Source organism: Moraxella sp. CTOTU48268 (assembly GCF_032069585.1).
Lineage (GTDB): Bacteria > Pseudomonadota > Gammaproteobacteria > Pseudomonadales > Moraxellaceae > Faucicola > Faucicola cinerea.
In genome coordinates this window covers 9626-30272 of record NZ_DAMALV010000003.1, presented here as the reverse complement: position 1 = coordinate 30272, position 20647 = coordinate 9626, and the positions used below count along the sequence as shown (strand labels likewise).

The window sequence follows — 20647 nt, the reverse complement described above, 5'->3', positions numbered from 1 at the left end:
GTAATCGGCTAGTTAATAAAAAATTATTGAAAAAATTGTGTTAACTTTACCCCTTATCATCAACTATATACTTCATTATTTTCTATGGAATTTTCATGAGCACAAATGACCCAATAACTGTAACGAATGGTGCCAACGAAGAAACCATTGCTTACACCTCACCGATGGCGACAGTGACTACCACTGTGCCAAGTTGGGCTAGATGGTGGCGTCAAGTTGCGTTTATACCTAGCCTGCACAATCGCTGGTTAACGCCTACTGCCCAACAACAGCTAAATCAAGCAATTACCGAAGCTGAGCAAGGGCATCGCGGCGAAGTGGTGCTAGTGATTGAGAATCATTTGCCTATTTCGTCCGCACGGCTACAAAACAGCCGAGACAGAGCGATCGAAGTTTTTGGGGATTATCGCGTCTGGGATACGCAGGATAATACTGGGGTATTGGTGTATCTTAATATCTGTGAGCGGCGTCTGGAGATTGTCGCCGATAGAGGCATCAATAGCCATGTGATGCCAACCATGTGGCAAGCGATGTGCGATAAGGCTATCGAAGGTATTAAAGCCAATCATCCTGTGGAAAGCCTGATGGCATTGCTAGCGGATGTCGGTCAACTGTTGCATCAATATTACCAATTAGACAATGACCCAAGCGGCAACGAAATCGCTGACAAGATGATTTTTATAAAGTAGTTTTAAACTTACTTAGCATAGTGCGATGATGCAATCCTACCAAAAGCGATGTCACTCATCGCTTTTTTTTATTGCTCAGCTTTTATTGCTAAACTTTTAATGCCCAAGAGTAAGCGGGTAAACTTCAAAAATTATTAAGGATTATCTTTTTGGCGCTAAAAAATTGCATTAAGGCTCGACAAAAGAATCGACAAATTTTGCTAGGTGAAATGATAAAATTTTACATATAATGAAACCGACATACCGCCACTCAGGTTGTTAGACAATTAGACCAGTCGTCATGTTGGCGATAAATCATTACTTATAAAAATTTTGAGGGAATTCCATGCCAACGCTCACCAATAATATTGCTGATAGTATCGGTCAATTTTATCTCGGTCAAGACGTGTACCCAGAGTGTACACAAGGTCAAGCAACCCTATATGATGCAGCTGACTTAACAACCCATGCGGTGATTATCGGGATGACAGGCTCGGGTAAGACGGGTTTGGGGATTAGCTTACTGGAAGAAGCTGCGCTGGATAATATTCCGGTGATTGCGATTGACCCCAAAGGTGACTTGGGCAATTTGGCATTGACGTTCCCAAATTTGGCAGCCAGTGACTTTGAGCCGTGGATTGATAGCGGCATGGCAAATCAAGCGGGTATGAGTGTGGCAGAGTTTGCCAAACAAACCGCAGAAAACTGGCAACAAGGGCTTGGCAACAGTTTTCAAACCCCTGAGCGTGTGCAAGCACTCAAAGCCGCCAATCGTGTCAGTGTCTATACCCCAGGTAGCGAGAATGGCTTACCCATTGCGCTACTTGGCAATCTCGTGCCGCCGCCCGATAGTGTCAAAAATGATGGCGAAAGCTATGCGGAGTATATCGATGCGACAGTGTCGGCACTGTTGTTGCTATTAAAAGTCGATGGGGATAACCTTGCCCCAGAGCATGTGTTTTTGGCACAACTACTTAAAAACGCCTGGGACAATAACCAAACTTTAACCTTGGTGGATTTGATTACCCAAATCCAAACGCCACCGTTTGACAAAATTGGCATCCTGCCGCTGTCACAAGTATTTGCGGATAAAGACCGTGGCGCACTGGCGATGAAGCTCAACACGCTTTTGGCATCGCCGAGTTTTGCCAGCTGGCTCAAAGGCATGCCCCTGGATGCTGGCGCACTTTTTTATGATAAAAACGGCAAAGCACAAACCAGTGTGCTCAATATTGCGCATCTATCCGATGATGAGCGTTTATTTTTTGTCACCTTGTTACTCACCAATTTATTGGGCTGGATGCGCCGTCAGCAAGGCACTTCAACCTTGCGGGCAATTTTGTACATGGATGAAGTGTTTGGTTATTTACCGCCGATTGGCAATCCACCGACCAAAATATTGCTGTTGACCCTACTAAAACAAGCGCGTGCATTTGGTTTGGGGATTGTGTTATCGACCCAAAACCCAGTGGACTTGGATTACAAAGCATTATCCAACGCGGGTACTTGGTTTATCGGACGGTTGCAGACTGCTCAAGACCGTAAACGGGTGATGGATGGCTTGCTCTCTGCCAGCGGCAGCAGTGGACTGGACAAAGCGGCGCTCAATGCGTGGTTTGATAAACTCGGTAAACGCCAATTTTTGCTGCACAATGTGCATGACGCCAGCCCTGTGATTTTTAGTACCCGCTTCACGCTCAACTACCTATCAGGACCGCTTAGCAAACAAGCCATAGCACAGCTCAAAGCCAATAGCCAAGCCGCCCCTACCGACCCAGCGCAAGCTCAAGCCACCACGCCTGACATCAATCCATTAGCAAGCACCATGAGTCAGCCGCCGGCCTTGCCCAAGGATGTGGGCTTGTATTATGCCCCCAAAGACATGGCGGGCAATGGGCAAACCTTCTATGAGCCTACTGCCTTTGCCTATGCGCGGGTATTTTTTAATGACAAAAAATCAGGCGCCCAAAGTCAGCAGCAGCTATTATTAACCACAGCATTTGGTGAGCCGCCGTTGGTGGTAAATTGGCATCAAGCGATTTTAAGTGATTTGACCTTTGAGCAGTTACAATCGGCTCCGCACCAACCCGCTGTGCTCAAACAATTGCCTACCCAAGCGCTCGACAAGGCATCATGGAGAACTTGGGAAAAAGCGGTGAAAGAAGCCATCCGTCAGCAGCAAGTGTTAAATCTGTGGTATGTCGATAGTTTAAAGCTGTATAGCGAAGTGGCAGAGAGCGAAGAAGCCTTCCGCAATCGGCTCATCGTACCGCTGCATGAACAGCGTGATATCGCCATTGCCCAGCTGCGAGATAGCTTTGCTAAAAAACAAGACGCGCTAGCCAAAAAACTGCAAGCCGCCAATGAAAAATACCAACAACAAGCCGCTGAGTCGAGCAAAGGCTGGCTGGATGCAGGGGTTAGTATTGGCTCTGCGGTCTTAGGGGCGTTTATGGGGCGCAAGGCGTTGTCACAGACCAATATCAATAACGTCAAACGTGCCATGAACTCGGTGGGCGATATCAATGCCAACAAACAAACCGTCGCAGAGCTTGATGCGATTCGCCAGCAGCTGCAGCAGGAGTTAGACAGCATTGGGCAGCAGTTACAAAGCCAAATCGACAGCTTGGCAACCACGTATGATGCTCAGTCAATAGCACTTGATACTGTACAGATTGCCCCAGCAGCGAAGGATATCACGGTGTTGTTGGTCGGCGTGTTGTATCAGCCGCTATAAATAGACGCAATATAAACCTTTTGACCCCATCAAATTTCGCGGAATGCGGTATGCCCCCAACGTCTGAATACGAACAGCAAGCCCAATATTTTCTCGCCAACATTATGCCAGTGGCAATGGCGTCGCTGCCAATGCCCATCATACTTATTAGGATATCTACTTGATGGTTTTTGATAGCTTATTTTTGTTATCAAGCCCTTCTTATTCAGCCTTTCATTGATGGCTTTTTAACAGCCATTGCTTTATTTTTTGCCAACTGCACCAATTATAATGCCTATGCGCCAAATGTAGCCAAAATGAGATACGCTGCGCCTAGGGTGCGTTCACCAATTTGTAGGATGATTGACCTATAATGACAACACATTAAAAGGAAAAAGCATGACACCCGTAGATATTATTACTAGTAAAGAAATGAGCGATATTGCACAAATTGTCAAACTTCATGATATTGATGTTCCCTTAGTCGCTGTGTATTGCGGCTCTCGCAAAGGCAATGACCCTGTCTATGTCCAATCGGCGCATGAGTTGGGTAGGGGGTTGGTTGAAGCGGGGTTAGGTCTGGTGTATGGCGGTGCGGTGATTGGCTGTATGGGCGCGGTTGCCGATGGTGTGATTGAAGAAAACGGCATTGCCGTGGGTGTGATTCCTGAGTTTATGATGGATCGGGAAGTGGCGCATGGCGGGCTGACGCGTTTGCATTTGACCGATACCATGCATACCCGTAAAGCCATCATGGCAGAGTATGCTAGTGCCTTTATCACCTTGCCAGGTGGGCTTGGTACGCTTGAGGAAATCATGGAAATTGCCACTTGGCGACAGCTATATCAACATGAAAAACCGATGATTATTCTCAATATCAATGGTTTTTATGACAAATTGGTTGAACATTTACACTTTACCGCTGAGCAAGGTTTTATGAAACCAGAAGATTTACAAAGATTAATCGTTTGTAATACTGTCGCCGATGCCATTGAACTACTCAAACCGATTGTTAACATGCCAGACACGCTGAATGTGAATAAAATCTAACCCTGTGAGCGACAAAAAAAAGACCTCAGTTAAAGGTCTTTTTTTGTATCCTTTTTTTGGTTATCTAGTCGAAAATCTTACCACGATTCATAATCCCATTGGGGTCAAAGACTTGCTTGATGGCGCGTAAGTAATCAATTTCTTCATCAGGACGGGTGTAATTAAGATACGACTTTTTGGTCATGCCCACGCCATGCTCCGCTGAGATAGAGCCGTTGTATTTTTGCACCGTTTCAAACACATACTTGTTGACCACTTGGCATTTTTCAAAAAATTCGTCTTTGCTAAGGTTCTCTGGTTTTAAAATATTTAAGTGTAAATTACCATCGCCGATATGCCCAAACCAGCACACTTGAAAATCCGGATAGTTTTGGCTAACAATGGCATCGATATCCGCGATAAACTCTGGCACGCGGCTGATGAGCACGGAGATGTCATTTTTGTACGGGGTAAATACCGAGATGGTTTCAGAGATATACTCGCGCAGTTTCCATAGCTCTTGGGCCTGGTGAATCGATTGGCTCATTACCCCATCAAGCACCCAGCCTTCGCTCATACAGTCTTCAAAAATCTGCATCGCCATGTCCATAATCGGCTCGTAGGGCGCTTCAAATTCGAGTAACGCATAAAATGGCGCATCGGTTTCAAACGGTTTTTGCACATGCCCTGTGGCAAGTAACTTGTCAACGGCGACATCATCAAAAAATTCAAACGCAGTCAAATCCATTTTGCTTTGAAAGGCTGACAGGATTTGCATGATATTGGCAAACTCTGGCACGCCAAGCACCATGACGGTTAGGTTCTTGGGCTGACGCTCAAGTTTGACCTGCACTTCAGTGACAATGCCTAAGGTGCCTTCTGCCCCAATAAACAAATGACGCAAGTCATAACCGGTGGCATTTTTTATCATGCCTTTATTGAGGTGCAAAATATCGCCTTTACCTGTCACCACGGTCATGCCCAAAATCCAGTTGCGGGTCATGCCGTATTTGATGACTTTGATGCCGCCGGCATTGGTGCCAATATTGCCGCCAAGCTGGCTTGAACCGGCTGACGCAAAGTCCACGGGATAGTATAACCCTTGCTGTTCGGCAAAGTCTTGCAGCGCTTTAGTGACGATACCGGCTTCCACTTCCACCATACGGTCTGCAGGGTAGAAGCCCAATACTTGGTGCATTTTATCAAGGCTAATCACTACCTCGCCATTGGCGGCAACTGCCCCTGCCGATAGCCCCGTCCGTCCACCGCTTGGGGTGATGACTATGTTAAGCGCATTACATAGCTTGACGATGGCTTGCACTTGCTGGGTGGATTTTGGGAAGACAATGGCGCTGGCATTTGGCTCAAAATGCTTGGTCCAATCTTTGCCCCAAAAGCCCAAACTGTCCGCATCGGTTTTGATTTGGTGTTCGTCAAATCCTTGCTGATGTAGTTGTTCAATGAGCGTATGGATGGCGGTCTGATTAGCAGTCATGGCGTGGCTTTTACCCATATTTTTATACAGATTGAAAAGGTTTTTGAGGCTCTATCATAGCATAATTAACGGCATAAATTTTGACAAAAACGCTGGGGATTGATGAAGAATTTTTTACCCATAAGACAAAAAAATCATGCCATCTTGCTGGAATTTCACCACAAAAAACCCAGCAAGTGTGATAGGATAATTGACTAAAAATACTGACTAGGGGTTGTTATGGCACAAAATCTATCACTTGAGAAAGACAAAATCCGCTTTTTGATGCTTGAAGGCTTGCATGACAATGCCTTTAAAGTGCTGTCAGAGGCGGGCTATCACAATGTTGAGAACATCAAAACCGCCTTAGACCCCGAAGAACTTATCGAAAAAATCAAAGATGCCCATTTTATCGGTATTCGTTCTCGCACCCATTTGACCCGCGATATTTTAGAAAAAGCCGAAAAGCTCATCGCCATTGGCTGTTTTTGTATTGGCACCAACCAAGTGGACTTGGAAGCTGCCCGTGAGCTGGGTATCCCTGTCTTTAATGCCCCTTATTCTAACACCCGCTCTGTGGCAGAATTGGTACTTGCCGAAATCATCATGCTGATGCGCGGTATCCCTGAAAAAAATGCGGTGGTACACCGTGGCGGCTGGAACAAATCTGCCAAAGACAGCTATGAAGTGCGCGGCAAAACTTTGGGTATCGTGGGTTATGGCTCTATTGGTACTCAGTTATCAGTGCTCGCTGAAAGCCTTGGTATGAAAGTCATCTATCATGATGTGGTCACCAAATTGCCATTGGGCAACGCCACCCAAGTGGGAAGCCTAGAAGAACTGCTAGGTAAAGCCGATGTGGTCACCTTGCATGTGCCAGATTTGCCAAGCACGCGTAATATGATTACTGCCACAGAATTGGCAGCCATGAAGCCAGGCGCGCATCTTATTAATGCGGCGCGTGGCAAATGTGTGGATATTGATGCGCTGGCGGCAGCCTTACAAAGCGGTCATATCTTGGGCGCGGCGATTGACGTGTTCCCCAAAGAGCCAAAATCAGCGGATGACGAGTTTGAATCACCACTGCGCGCGTTTGACAATGTGATTTTGACACCGCATATCGGTGGCTCGACCCAAGAAGCCCAAGCCAATATCGGTCTTGAAGTGGCAGAAAAATTTGTGCGTTACTCTGATATGGGTGATACTGCAACCTCTGTGAACTTCCCAAATGTTAGTATGCCGCAAAAAGAAGGCACGCATCGTCTGCTACATATTCACCAAAACGTGCCTGGCGTGTTGTCACAGATTAACAAATCCTTTGCCGATGCCAATATCAATATCTTTGCCCAAAGTCTGATGACTGAAGAAGATGTGGGCTATTTGGTGATGGATGTCGGTAGCGGTGATTCTGCGCAAGCGGTTGAAGCACTCAAAAATATTCCAGAAACCATTCGGGTGCGGGTGTTGTTTTAATTGAAAATGCTTAAATTTTTTGAAATAGAGAAACCAGCTAATTAAGCTGGTTTTCAATATTTATTATGCTAACTTTCTAAGAATATATTGGAATTCTTGATATTCTACGGTATCACTAAAAGCTTGTAAAATCGTGTCTAGGTTTTCCCTGTCCATAATTTTAATTGGAATATTGGCTGAGCTTGGGTCAAAAGTAAAGCTTATCATATCAATTTTAGCTTTGCGTTTATTGCATAGCGTTGGATTGTTTAAATTAAGAATAGTAATTGCCTGTTCGGCTCTAGTAGATTTACTTTCAAGCTCGCCTGCAAGATTAATTTTAATTTCAATATCGCATTCAATCATCAAGGGGTTTAAATCTAATTCTTGATTTCCTTTTGCATTGTCGCATTGCTTGGGTGTTTTACAAGAAAGTAGCAGATTATTATAGTCGTAAGTGAGTGCGGGATATAAATTCCTACTTTTTACATGCTCAATAGTTACTTGAGTTTCCAATGCTTGACAACAATAACAACATAAATTCTTCTGCTCAGGTCTTAATTGTTCCCGTAGTATTTCATAGCCATCTTTATAATCTTTCCCTAAAGTCCAACCGTTAGGTTTTTCATTTTTGACCCAATCTTCAACTTGAACAGGCATAGAAAGTTTTTTATTAATGAATTGCATTGTTTAACTCACTTTATTTCGAGTAAGTTTTGCTTGGGCAAGCATCAATCTCACTTTTAGCAATTCGGTATTACTGGATGATACTTTTTTCGCTATGTTATTGATTTGGCTTTCCGCACTTTCCAGTTCTTTATGGCTAATCGCTCGGCGAATGTCATTAAATGCCTTGTCAATTTCGGGCGTACGAGCGGGTACGTCAAAAATATCATTGAGCAAGGTATTCGCATCTTCGCCATAGACATTCGGCATTTGCTGAAGTTCGCCATTGTCGAGCGAATAGACCAAAATATCCTGTCTGTCGCTAACGATAAGCGGTGAGTGTGTGGTTAGAATAAATTGGACTTTGGGAAAGGTTTTGACAAGCTTGTCGATAAGGTCGTGTTGCCATTTTGGGTGGAGGTGTAAATCGACTTCGTCAATCATGACAACGCCTTCGCCGTGTAGTGGGTCGTCAAGGCTTGGGTTAAGAATGGCTAATCGTCTAGCGATGTCGCCAACGAGAGCGAGTAGGGATTTTTCGCCTTGAGAAAGTTGGTTTACGTCCAGTTCTTCACCGTCTTTTTCAACTATCATGGTGGGCGTGCCTTGACGGCGTATGCGTGGATTTCTAAATCCTGTAAATTCTTCAATTGATTTTTTAACTCTTAACAAAGTCTCAACAGCTATACTTTCTCTAGTCGAAATATGTTTAACTGAATTTAAATAGTCTATTTTTTCCTGATTAATTTCTGTGAGCCTTTCTAATTTTTCCATTAAATTATTCAAGCTTGAGCCTAGTTCTGTATTAACTAATTTACTATAAAAAGAATTTTCATCTTTCATAGAATTATAAATATTTTCGATTTCATTTTTTTCAGCAATAAGAGTATTCAATCTTTCAATGTATTCACTCTCAGTTAATATTACATTTGCTTTTATTTCATTTTCAATATCTTCTTGTTGTCGAAACCACTTAAAAAAATCATAAAAATCAATTCCAGCACTATCAACACAAGCATGATAGGCATCGAATCGATTAAATTGACTAGATAGAATATCTGCTTGCGAATTTCCAATTATTGAACGTTCAACAGGATAAAAGACAATTAAAGGCAAAGATAAATCAGAAATATGAGAGTTTTTATTTCTGAAAGACTTAATCACCTTATTTAACTCTTTCGTATAACTTGGAAATTTACCATTCTTACCATCTCTTACTTTATTTGTATTCCAGCGAGTAATCTCCAATAAACCCGCTTGATTTATAAAGTTATTTGCGTCAAAGTCAAAATTAATAATGATATTAGCTTCATCTGTATTGTTTTTAATTAATTTATTATCAATTTCGAAACCACTCATTTCATTGCGAATACCATTCACAAACCAACTTAGCCCAGTCGCCAACGCTTGCAGAATTTGCGATTTACCCGCTCCATTATTCCCCACAATCACCGTTACATTACTCACTCTATTCTCAGTCGGGGCAAAATCCACCGTCAAATTCTCAAATCTGCCATAATTTTGTAACTGTAATTGTTTGATTTTCATCATATTTCCCATTATCAAAAACGATTAAAAAACCCCACTCAAATTGCTTGAGTAGGGTTAATATAGCATAAATTATTAGCCAGAAATCGCTAACTATTTCGCAATCTTTTTATACTTCATGCGTTTTGGTTCGGCATCCGCGCCCAACTGTTTTTTGCGATACGCTTCAAACTCAGAATAGTTACCATCAAACCAAATCGGACCTTCATCCTCAAATGCCAAAATATGGGTGGCAATACGGTCTAAGAACCAGCGGTCATGCGATACCACCATCACCGTACCGGGAAACACTTCCACCGCATCTTCAAGCGCGCGCAACGTCTCAACATCAAGGTCATTCGATGGCTCATCGAGTAACAGCACGTTTGCCCCTTGTTTTAAGGTTTTGGCAAGTTGCAGACGGTTACGCTCACCACCCGACAGGCTACCGACCAGTTTTTGTTGGTCTTGACCTTTAAAGTTAAAGCGTCCGATATAGGCACGGCTAGGCGTAGTGTATTCGCCCACGGTAATCATGTCAAGACCGTCGGAGACTTCTTCCCACACAGTTTTTTTGTCGTCTAGCTCATCACGCACCTGTCCAACATACGCCACTTTTACCGATTCACCGACTTCAACTGTGCCTGTGTCTGGCTTGTCTTTGCCTGTAATCATGTTGAACAAGGTTGTTTTACCTGCACCATTGGGTCCGATAATCCCCACAATCGCCATCGGTGGCACAGTGAAGGATAGGTTTTCGTATAGCAAACGGTCACCAAATGATTTTGAGATATTGTTGACTTCAATCACTTTGTTGCCAAGACGTGGTCCTGGTGGAATGTAGATTTCAGCAGTTTCGTTACGTTGTTGGAATTCTTTGGAGTTTAATTCCTCAAAACGTTGCAAGCGAGACTTAGACTTGGCTTGCTGACCTTTTTGGTTTTTACGCACCCATTCAAGCTCTTGTTTCAGCGCTTTGGCAAAGGCTTCTTCTTGCTTTTGCTCTTGCTCTAGGCGTTTATTTTTTTGCTCAAGCCACTCGGTGTAGTTACCTTGGTAAGGGTAGCCATAGCCACGGTCAAGCTCCAAAATCCACTCGGCGACATTGTCCAAGAAATAGCGGTCATGGGTAATCGCCACGATGGTGCCGCTATAGTCTTTTAAGAAATGCTCAAGCCAAGCGACTGATTCAGCGTCCAAGTGGTTGGTCGGTTCGTCCAGTAGCAGCATATCAGGTTTGGATAGCAATAGACGGCAAAGGGCGACGCGGCGTTTTTCACCACCCGATAATTTGCTCACGTCGGCATCCCACGCGGGTAGGCGCAGCGCATCGGCGGCTTTTTCTAGTTGGTTGTTGAGGTTATGGGCGTCCCACGCTTGGATGATGTCTTCCATCTTGCCTTGTTCGGCGGCAAGTTTGTCAAAGTCGGCATCGGGTAGGGCATATTCACCGTAAATTTCATCAAGGCGCGCCAATGCGTCTAGGGCTTCACGCACACCGTCTTCCACGTTGCCGCGCACGTCTTTGGCAGGGTCTAACTGCGGTTCTTGGGCAAGGTAGCCAATCTTGATACCCGCTTGCGCCCGCGCTTCACCGTTATACTCGGTATCCACGCCTGCCATGATTTTAAGAAGTGTTGATTTACCGGCACCGTTGAGACCCAGCACACCGATTTTTGCACCGGGGAAAAAAGACAAGCTGATGTCTTTTAGGATTTCCCGTTTGGGTGGAACAATTTTTGATACCTTGTTCATGGTATAAATATATTGAGCCATGTTTTTCCTGTTTAAGTTAGCTAATAGCAAGTGAAGGTAAGGCGTATCATCCACGCCAAAAAATTTGAAAATGGTGAGATTTAACCGCTTATTATCGCATTGTTAACAGGGTGGGGCAAGGTAAAAGCCTAGCGAAAAATCATTTGCAAACCCCATACCGAATAGGCAAGAACTTTTACAAGTCATGGACAGTGGTTGTGCTACTATCAAACGGCAAATAACCAAGCGACAAATAACTAAGTCACAGATAACATAGTAAATAAAAGAATACACAAGGAGACAACCATGTCGGATTTACAATTATCGATTCACCATAACCAGCAATCACAACGCTTTGAAACCACCGTTGAAGGCACCACTGCCTATATCAGCTATGTGGATAATGGTGATGTCATCGTATATGACCATACTATTGTGCCAGACGCGATTGGCGGGCGCGGTATTGCAGGGGCGTTGACCAAGCACGCGCTAGACTATGCCCGTGAGCAAGGTAAAAAAGTCATGCCAGCCTGCTCGTATGTGGCAAGCTATATGCAAAAACATCCTGAATACCGTGATTTAAAAATATAATAATTTAAAAATACAGCGATTTAAAAATACAGTGATTTAAAAGCTTAAAATTTTATCAATGGGTCAATACGCCAATAAAAAAACCACATAGGTTGATGTGGTTTTTTTATCGATTAGGGTCTGCTGATTATTTTTTCTTGGTAGGTCCAAGTAGCATACCCATTTGGCGACCTTCAACTTTCGGTTGTTGTTCAACATTGGCAACATCGGTCGTATCGGCAATGACTTTTTCAAGCTGCTGTAAGCCAATTTGTTGGTGAGCCATCTCACGACCACGGAAACGAATGGTGACTTTGACTTTGTCTTGGTCTTCCAAAAACTCACGGATTTTACGAAGTTTGACTTGATAGTCGGCTTCTTCCGTGCCGGGACGCAATTTGATTTCTTTAAGTTGCGTTTGTTTTTGGTTCTTTTTGGCTTCTTTGGCTTTTTGTTTTTGGTCGTACAGATATTTTCTGTAGTCCATCACTTTGGCAACAGGAGGCTGAGCGTCTGGTACTATCTCGACCAAATCCAACTCAGCATCACGGGCGGCCTGCAAAGCCGTTTTTATATCCACAACACCAACTTGTTCGCCGTCTTCTTTGACTAAGCGTACCTCTTTGGCACGAATTTCCTCGTTGATGTCTAATCGGTTTGAACTCTTAATAATACTTACTCCTACGCTGTTTTTGATTTGACGCGCCCTTTTTGGGCGGTCGCTTGGTTAACCAAGTCGATAAAGGCATCGATACTCATCACGCCAAGGTTGTCACCTTCGCGAGTACGGACGTTAACTTGGTTGCTTTCTACTTCTTTATCACCCATGACAATCATATAAGGAATACGTTCAAGGGTACGTTCTCTAATTTTAAAACCAATTTTCTCATTACGCAAATCGGTGACCACACGAAGTCCGGCTTGATTCAACTGTTCGGCGACTTTTTGACAGGCTGCCGCTTGGTTGTCGGTAATATTCATCACCACGACTTGCTGCGGTGCAAGCCAGACTGGCATCCAGCCGGCGTAATGCTCAATGAGCATACCGATAAAGCGTTCAAATGACCCCAAAATCGCACGGTGTAGCATTACAGGGCGCTCACGTTCGCCTTGCTCATTGACAAACTCCGCACCTAGTCGCTCTGGCAGGTTAAAGTCAAGCTGCAGTGTACCGCATTGCCATACGCGGCCAAGACAGTCTTTGAGGCTAAACTCGATTTTTGGCCCATAAAATGCGCCTTCACCTGGCAGATACTGCCAGTCAAGCCCGGCATTATCCAACGCATCTGCTAAGTCTTTTTCTGCCAAGTCCCACAGTTCGTCAGCACCGACCCGTTTTTCTGGGCGAGTCGAGAGTTTCATTTGCACGTCATCAAAACCAAAGTCTTTATACACATCAAGGGTAAGCTTGATAAAGTCTTGGGCTTCTTGTTTGATTTGCTCATTACTACAAAAAATATGGGCATCATCTTGGGTAAAGCCACGCACCCGCATGATGCCATGGAGCGAACCTGATGGTTCATTGCGGTGGCATGAGCCAAACTCAGCAAGACGCAATGGCAAGTCACGGTAGGATTTTAACCCTTGATTGAACACTTGCACGTGACACGGGCAGTTCATCGGCTTAATCGCATAGTCACGTTTTTCACTGTGGGTGGTGAACATCATGTCGCCATAGTTTTCCCAGTGACCTGATTTTTCCCATAAGCTTCTATCGACGATTTGCGGGGTTTTGATTTCAAGATAGCCGTTATCTTTTTGTACTTTGCGCATATACTGCTCAAGCACTTGCCACATTGTCCAGCCATTCGGATGCCAAAACACCATACCAGGCGCTTCTTCTTGCATGTGAAATAAATCAAGCGCTTTACCGATTTTACGATGGTCGCGTTTTTCCGCTTCTTCGATACGCTGAATATAAGCTTTTAAATCTTTTTTATCTGCCCAAGCGGTACCGTAGATACGTTGTAGTTGCTCATTTTTGGCATCACCGCGCCAGTAGGCACCACTCATTTTGGTGAGTTTAAAGGCTTTTAGGAAACGGGTATTGGGCACGTGAGGTCCACGGCACATATCAACGTATTCTTGGTGATAGTATAAACCCATTTGAGTTTCATTCGGCATATCTTCGATTAGACGTAATTTATAAGTCTCGCCACGGTCTTGGAATACTTTGATAACCTCGTCACGCGGTGTCATTTTTTTGATGACATCGTAATCTTGGTTAATCAATTGCGTCATGCGCGCTTCGATTTTTTCCATGTCTTCTGGCGTAAACGGGCGCTCGCTGTAGATATCGTAATAAAAACCCTCTTCAATCACAGGACCGATAACCATCTTCACCTCAGGATACAGCTGTTTGACAGCATGACCCAGTAAGTGAGCGGTCGAGTGGCGAATGATTTCCACACCTTCCTCGTCTTTTGGCGTGATGATTTGAACGCTGGCGTCTTCGGTAATCGGGTCACACGCATCAACTAATTTGCCGTTGACACGTCCTGCAACGGTGGCTTTGGCAAGCCCTGCGCCGATGCTTTGCGCCACTTCCATGACTGACGTTTGTCCATCAAATTGTTTAATATCGCCGTTTGGTAAGGTAATGGCTACCATAATTGCTCCTGTTGTCCTTTGGCAGTGATGACCGTTACTATCGGTCATGTAACCGTGAGAGATGGGAATAAAAAAAGGGAAAAACTCTGCCCATCCAGACTTACCGTGTCTAGATAGGCATTACAATCCCATGAATGCGTCGCTTTGCAAAAAGCGTAAACAAGATATTATAGCAAATTGCGGTGATGAAACCAACTTGCTGATTGAATTGCTTGCAGTTATGGCAGAAACTGAGGCAGCTCATGATATGCGTTTAAAAAACACTGCAATAGACGACAGCCAATGCTTGGTATCTACAATTTGGCTGGGTGTCTTTAATTTGACAGGGTGTCTTGACACTAAGCTGTGGGGTCTTTAGCCGAACAAGTTACAGGAATAATCTAGATTACCCGTGGCAAAACTTATATAACTACAGGATAGTGAGTGCTATGCTTCATAACAACACGATTGATTAAGGGCATTTTTATGTCAGTTGATTTTTCCAATACATTAATTGTGGCGGTCTCTGCCACGGCATTGTTTGACCTATCGGAGTCTGAGCGGTTTTTTCAACAAGCCTTAGCCCAAGATCCAGAAACGGCGATTGATAAATTTCGCAGTTATATGATTGAACGCGAAAATGATCCATTGCAAACCGGGACGGGTTATCCGCTTATCAAAGCCTTACTCAATCTCAATCACCATTGTGCAACCGATGACAAGGGTGAGGGCATAGCTGCGCCCATGGTTGAAGTGGTGATTATGTCAAAAAACAGCCCAGATACCGGTATTCAAGTATTAAATGCGCTGCGTAGTCATGGACTACCGATTAGTCGCTCGGCATTTACCTCAGGCGAAGGGGTGGCGGATTATGTGGCGGATTTTAAGGTGGATTTGTTTTTGACCACCAATCATGACGATGCCCAGCAAGTCACCGATGCAGGCGTGTGTGCCTGCGCGATTTTAGATGCACCGCCCATTGATATGAAAGAGCTAGACACCAATCAGCTACGCATTGCATTTGATGGCGATGCCGTGTTATTTGATGAAGCGGGGGAGCTACTATCTCGCCAGCAAGGACTCAAAGCGTTTCATGATTATGAAGCCAAAATGAGTGATGTGCCGATGAATAAAGGCCCGTATGCGGATTTTTTAATTAAACTCTCTAAACTACAAAAACGCCTGCCTGCTAAAATTAAGCATCCACCGATTCAAATTGCACTGGTGACGGCGCGCAATGCGCCTGCTGATTTGCGCGCGATTAAGACATTGCGTAATTGGGGCGTCAATGTAGATTTGGCATTCTTTTTAGGTGGCTTAGATAAACGCCATGTACTACAAACCTTTGCTCCGCATATTTTCTTCGATGACTCCATTCATAATTACGAATCTGCTAAAGGCGTCGTACCCTCAGGGCTAGTGCCTTATAGCTCAAAATCAAAATTGTATGTCAAACAAGCTGATGCCACGGCAACCCAAAACCTTGTTGAGATTCATCAAGCCTAAAATTTATAGGTTTTATAAAAAATCCCATATAAAAAAATACCGCTTATGGTAAGCGGTATTTTTTATTGAATATTGGATTAGTGGTCAGATGCACCTGACGCACCGATACCGGTTAATGAACGTACATACTGTGCATCAAAGCCTTTTCTATCTAACTCAGCGCGTGGTGAGTTGTCAGTGATAGATGCGATCCACGCTAGAATGAAGGTCACAGGCATACTAAATAACGCCACGTTTTTGTATGGGAAAGCGGGTGATTCGTGTTTCATGATATCGACCCAAACCGCAGGTCCTAAGATAATCAGTAACACTGCGACTGCTAAGCCTGCAAACCCACCGATGACCGCACCACGAGTGGTTAGACCGCGCCAGAACATCGCTAAGAAAAGAATCGGGAAGTTGGCGGATGCCGCGACCGCAAATACCAAACTTGCAATGAACGCAAGGTTTTGGTTTTCAAAGATAATACCAGTCACGATTGACAATAAACTTAGTGCAACCACGGTAATTTTTGATGCACGCATCTCTTCTTCAGGTCTCGCTTGACCTTTTCTGATAACACTAGCATACAAGTCATGGCTGACCGCTGAGGCGCCTGATAAAGTCAAACCTGCCACAACCGCTAGGATAGTCGCAAAAGCAACCGCCGAGATAAAGCCTAAGAATAGGTTACCACCCACGGCATGGGACAAGTGAATCGCTGCCATGTTGGCACCACCGATGAGTGCTTGTGAGCTTACGCCATCTTTAACCACAGTCGTGAAATAATCTGGATGCTCTGCTAGGATAACGATGGCACCTAAACCAATAAGAACAATTAAGAAGAATACGTATGAAATACAGCTTGCAGCCACCAACACCGATTTACGCGCAGCTTTGGCATCTGGCACCGTAAAGAAACGCATCAAGACGTGTGGTAAACCTGCTGTACCAAACAATAGGCCCAAACCTAACGAGATAGACTCAATGGGATTATTAACCAATTTACCAGGCGATAAAATCGCTTCGTGTTTGCTATGGGCAGCAACAGCTGACTTGAATAGATTTTCAAAACTAAAACCAACATGGTTCATGACCATGAGGGCCATGAAAGTCGCACCCGACATCAGCAAAATAGCTTTGATAATCTGCACCCACGTGGTGGCTAGCATACCGCCAAACAATACGTAAACCATCATTAACACACCAACGATGATGACTGCGTAAATATAATCTAATCCAAATAATAACTGAACCAGTTTACCCGCACCGACCATCTGCGCAACCAAGTATAGCGCGACGACGACCAAGGTACCGGATGCCGCAAAAATACGTACTGGGGTTTGGGAAAAACGATAAGATGCCACATCTGCGAAGGTAAATTTACCCAAGTTACGTAGCCGCTCAGCGATTAAGAATAAAATAATCGGCCAGCCAATCAAGAAGGCTAGCGTATAAATCATGCCATCATAACCGACGGTAAAAACCATACTCGATAACCCCAAAAAGGTTACCGCTGACATATAGTCCCCGGCAATGGCTATCCCGTTTTTGGTACCTGAGATACCGCCGCCCGCGGTATAGAAGTCGCTTGCGGTTTTGTTTTGTTTTGACGCCCAGTAAGTAATACCGAGTGTTGCCAAAACAAAAATCAAGAACATGATAATGGCTGAAATATTCAGCGGTTGTTTTTTTACTTCGCCTTCAAGGGCACCCGCTGCCCATGCTGGCATCTGTGCCATCAGACCCAATAGCGTCAAGCTTACGGCAGTTGAAACCTTGCCGATACGCTTGTGCAAGCCTTTAACAGCCAGGCCGTTATATTGTTGTTGTAACATGCCACCCTCCATGGTGTCAAAAATGATGTCAAAATTGTTATAAAAAGCACAATTTTAAAACTGAAAACCCAACACAATCCCTGTGAGGTTATACTTTACCACTGTTGATATCATCGATTACTTTACGAGTCATCGTGTCAAATTCACCGTTTGCTTTGCTGACATATATCCAAGTGATGAGTGGTACAAAAATCATAATGGCAACAACAATGTAAAAGCCAACAGGGACAGTCGAGCCTGCTGACAGTGGCGCAGCAAACATTTCAGGATCAAAACCCACGAGTAACAGATAACCAAACCACACAATTAAGGTAATAATAGAAAAAATAAGCCCTAGGCTTGTTTTTCTCTTTGCCATGCTTTGGAACTCAGAATGATTAATGATACGCTGAATTTGTGCCTCATCCATGGTAACGCTCCTTGTAAATGAATGAACAGACAACTCATTGATGATTGATTCAACAATAAGTGTCAAAACTGACAAGGAAGATAGCGATTGGGTGACAATAACAGTAGACAACAATATGGTGAAGCAAGTCCGCTATGCTAAACGTAATAGATTGTCTTAAATGATACAAACAATCTCATCTTCCTGATTAGTTGCTATTATTAAATGAAAATTGTTAAAAAATCTAGCTATTTTTTCTCAAACTGTAAAAAAATTGTAGAATTTTAGTTGAAAATTAGTGACAACCCTATCAAAGCACCCAAAATTAATATTAGACATAACTTGATACTCATAATCGTGACTAATTATGATTGCACCATCATGACTGTAACGCCCAATGACCAGTAAAAATTATCAAACTATCCATGATAAATAAATCATAGAGGATAGATAAATCACTGAGCGTACCTACCGCCATTTAAACCAAACGGCATTTATTTGCCTCGAGTTCTACACATACCGTCTTTGCAGTCTGCTGCGACTTTACCATAGACAAGTTGGGTTATCCAGTTGGGTACACGGTTGCGATGTCGCGCAAAAATAGGGTAAATCATATCACTGGCTTGTTTCACTACAGGCCATTCAAACACGGTTGCAAATGGCAGTTGTGCGGTTTTGTATAGCAGTCTTACAGCATCCATGCCTTTTTGCATGTTCCCCTGTTTATCTTGCACACACAGATAAGTCATCGCCTCATTTTCGCTAATACCAAATTTGGCAAGTTCGTCCCGTGCGTCATCAATCGGAACGATGCGAATGGCGTTAGGTTTTTTTTCTACCATATGCAAGGCTTCGGTACGGCAGACAGGGCAGGTATCATCATAGTACATGGTAATCATAGCATTATCCTTTTGTTTGAATACGTTTAGCAGGGGGTATTTGGCACACGCCATTCTCGCAAGTGGGCATTTTTGCTAATTTTCCATACATAAGTTTTATGATCCATTTCGGAAAATAGTAACGATTGCGAGCAATAAACGGATAAGCAAAATCACCGATTTGTTTAACAATCGGTAAGCCTAAAAGCGGAGCGAATGGCACGCTAGCGGTACTGTAGAGTAAGCGGACAGCATCCATGCCTTTATGCATGTTGCCTTGCTCGTCTTCTACTACCACATAAGTCATGGCATCTACCATGCTTATCCCTGCGTTTGCCAATATCGCTTCAGCATGGCTGACTGGCACAATATTGATTTGACTAGGGTTTTTGGCTTGCATGGTTTGGGCGTTGGTTGTACAAAGTAGGCAAGTTTCATCGTAATACATGGTAATCATGTTAATATTCTCCTAAGCTTAGTCTTGTAATGCATCTAATACGGTCAAATCTTTAAACTCAAACCTTTTAGCTAAAAGCGATTTTGGCACAACGCGTTGCCCATCCAACAGTAACGTCGACATTTCACCAAACATGGTCTTGACCACAAAGGCGGGCAGGGTCATCACGGTAGGGCGGTGCAACCAAGTGCCCATCGCATCGGTAAATGCAGCATTGCTAATAGGCGTTGGATTGGTCAAATTGTAAATTTGCTGAGTGGGCAGGGTGTGAGTCAGGTTTTGTTCAATGATAAAAATCACCGCACGCACCCAATCAGTACGGCTAATCCAGCTCATGATTTGCTGACCATTGCCAAGCTTACCACCTGTGCCCATTTTAAATGGGGTAATCAGTCGTCCAACCATACCCCCCTCGGGCGCAATCACCACCCCTGTACGCACAATCGCAACTGGCACAGCATCTGTTACAGTATCTGTTACAGCATCTTGGGCAGTCAAAGCTAGCTGCTCCCATGCTTGACAAATTTCGTGAGCAAAGTCGGTTTTTGTCACAGGGCTGGTTTCATCAAGCGCGGTTGGGTCGTTTTCCTGTTGGATACCGTACCAACCGATGGCTGAGCCGCTAATCAATAGTTTTGGCTTGTTGCCGATTCGCTCAATATAGTCAATTACCGCTTGTGTGGGTTTTAGTCGGCTATCAAACAATTCTTGCTTACGCGCATCCGTCCAACGGCTGTCGGCAATACCCGCACCCGCCAGATTGATGATGACATCATACGTCTCATTGGTGCTGGCAAGATCGTCATAGCTAATAACGTCGTCTGCGATATTTTTGGTTTTCTCTTTTTTTACAGAACGGGATACCCAAGTGACTGACGCAATTTCACCTTTTACGCCATGGGTTTTTAACGATTGTGTTAACGCTGTGCCTAAAAATCCTGAACCGCCTGTGATAAGTATTTTCATCATTTCTTTCCTTTTTTCTGTCAAAACTGAAATTTATGGGTAAAATTTTTAGCTTTTTGGTAAAACCAATTTGCCAACGATTACACTAGTTAAACCGCCAACTATTGCAAGTCTGCCGTTAAACACCAAGATGCCTAACCATGTTACTAGAGTATTAGAAGTAAATAATCTATTAATATCATGAAAGGC

17 protein-coding genes are annotated in these 20647 nt (G+C 43.9%); 6 read left to right on the top strand and 11 right to left on the bottom strand.

The genetic code is table 11. From position 1 onward, the window contains the following. Window positions 1-95 precede the first annotated feature (95 nt). The 3 genes from RT143_RS01525 (at window position 96) to RT143_RS01515 (ending at window position 4434) form a co-directional block, all read left to right on the top strand. Complete coding sequence (locus tag RT143_RS01525) at window positions 96-689, top strand: TPM domain-containing protein (RefSeq protein ID WP_313090688.1); 594 nt, start codon at window positions 96-98, stop codon at window positions 687-689. 325 nt (window positions 690-1014) lie between these two features. Further along, window positions 1015-3405, top strand: coding sequence for an ATP-binding protein (locus RT143_RS01520; protein ID WP_313090687.1), 2391 nt, complete (start codon window positions 1015-1017; stop codon window positions 3403-3405). Window positions 3406-3816: 411 nt separating this feature from the next. Further along, window positions 3817-4434, top strand: coding sequence for an LOG family protein (locus RT143_RS01515; protein WP_313090802.1), 618 nt, complete (start codon window positions 3817-3819; stop codon window positions 4432-4434). Window positions 4435-4498: 64 nt separating this feature from the next. On the opposite strand, the gene RT143_RS01510 is transcribed toward RT143_RS01515, so the two are convergent. Further along, complete coding sequence (locus tag RT143_RS01510) at window positions 4499-5908, bottom strand: FAD-binding oxidoreductase (RefSeq protein WP_313090686.1); 1410 nt, start codon at window positions 5906-5908, stop codon at window positions 4499-4501. A gap of 219 nt (window positions 5909-6127) precedes the next feature. Between RT143_RS01510 and serA the strand changes: the two genes are divergently transcribed. Further along, on the top strand, window positions 6128-7360 hold the full coding sequence (serA, locus tag RT143_RS01505; protein WP_007117350.1) for a phosphoglycerate dehydrogenase: 1233 nt from the start codon (window positions 6128-6130) through the stop codon (window positions 7358-7360). 63 nt (window positions 7361-7423) lie between these two features. On the opposite strand, the gene RT143_RS01500 is transcribed toward serA, so the two are convergent. From RT143_RS01500 to ettA, 3 genes are all read right to left on the bottom strand, one after another. Continuing rightward, window positions 7424-8026 carry a retron system putative HNH endonuclease gene (locus tag RT143_RS01500; RefSeq protein ID WP_313090683.1) on the bottom strand — a complete coding sequence of 201 codons (603 nt, stop codon included), beginning with the start codon at window positions 8024-8026 and terminating at the stop codon, window positions 7424-7426. Window positions 8027-8029: 3 nt separating this feature from the next. Continuing rightward, entirely contained in the window at window positions 8030-9553 is a 1524-nt protein-coding gene (locus RT143_RS01495; protein WP_313090681.1) for an AAA family ATPase, read from the bottom strand. 93 nt (window positions 9554-9646) lie between these two features. Further along, window positions 9647-11308 (bottom strand): energy-dependent translational throttle protein EttA, encoded by a 1662-nt coding sequence (ettA, locus tag RT143_RS01490; RefSeq protein WP_007117348.1) that lies wholly within the window; start codon window positions 11306-11308, stop codon window positions 9647-9649. 285 nt (window positions 11309-11593) lie between these two features. Here ettA and RT143_RS01485 point away from each other — a divergent pair, with 285 nt between their 5' ends. Beyond that, a complete protein-coding gene (locus tag RT143_RS01485) occupies window positions 11594-11878 on the top strand; it encodes a GNAT family N-acetyltransferase (protein ID WP_313090679.1) in 285 nt (94 codons plus the stop codon). Between the two features lie 127 nt (window positions 11879-12005). On the opposite strand, the gene infC is transcribed toward RT143_RS01485, so the two are convergent. Next, window positions 12006-12503 (bottom strand): translation initiation factor IF-3, encoded by a 498-nt coding sequence (infC, locus tag RT143_RS01480; RefSeq protein WP_172460503.1) that lies wholly within the window; start codon window positions 12501-12503, stop codon window positions 12006-12008. Between the two features lie 35 nt (window positions 12504-12538). After that, window positions 12539-14467 (bottom strand): threonine--tRNA ligase, encoded by a 1929-nt coding sequence (gene thrS, locus RT143_RS01475; RefSeq protein ID WP_313090677.1) that lies wholly within the window; start codon window positions 14465-14467, stop codon window positions 12539-12541. A 465-nt stretch (window positions 14468-14932) separates the two neighbouring features. On the opposite strand from thrS, the gene RT143_RS01470 reads away from it, so the two are divergent. Then, the gene (locus RT143_RS01470; RefSeq protein ID WP_313090676.1) at window positions 14933-15952 is read left to right on the top strand and encodes a 5'-nucleotidase; all 1020 of its coding nucleotides are present in this window, start codon (window positions 14933-14935) and stop codon (window positions 15950-15952) included. 77 nt (window positions 15953-16029) lie between these two features. Here RT143_RS01470 and RT143_RS01465 read toward each other — a convergent pair whose 3' ends face one another. The 5 genes from RT143_RS01465 to RT143_RS01445 form a co-directional block, all read right to left on the bottom strand. Then, window positions 16030-17673, bottom strand: a complete 1644-nt coding sequence (locus RT143_RS01465; protein WP_313090799.1) for a cation acetate symporter — start codon at window positions 17671-17673, stop codon at window positions 16030-16032. Between the two features lie 184 nt (window positions 17674-17857). Continuing rightward, complete coding sequence (locus RT143_RS01460) at window positions 17858-18178, bottom strand: DUF485 domain-containing protein (RefSeq protein ID WP_313090675.1); 321 nt, start codon at window positions 18176-18178, stop codon at window positions 17858-17860. A 473-nt stretch (window positions 18179-18651) separates the two neighbouring features. Further along, a complete protein-coding gene (locus RT143_RS01455) occupies window positions 18652-19056 on the bottom strand; it encodes a thiol-disulfide oxidoreductase DCC family protein (protein ID WP_313090674.1) in 405 nt (134 codons plus the stop codon). A gap of 4 nt (window positions 19057-19060) precedes the next feature. Then, window positions 19061-19492 carry a thiol-disulfide oxidoreductase DCC family protein gene (locus RT143_RS01450; protein ID WP_309594169.1) on the bottom strand — a complete coding sequence of 144 codons (432 nt, stop codon included), beginning with the start codon at window positions 19490-19492 and terminating at the stop codon, window positions 19061-19063. A gap of 18 nt (window positions 19493-19510) precedes the next feature. Next, window positions 19511-20458 carry a TIGR01777 family oxidoreductase gene (locus RT143_RS01445; RefSeq protein ID WP_313090672.1) on the bottom strand — a complete coding sequence of 316 codons (948 nt, stop codon included), beginning with the start codon at window positions 20456-20458 and terminating at the stop codon, window positions 19511-19513. Window positions 20459-20647: the final 189 nt, after the last annotated feature.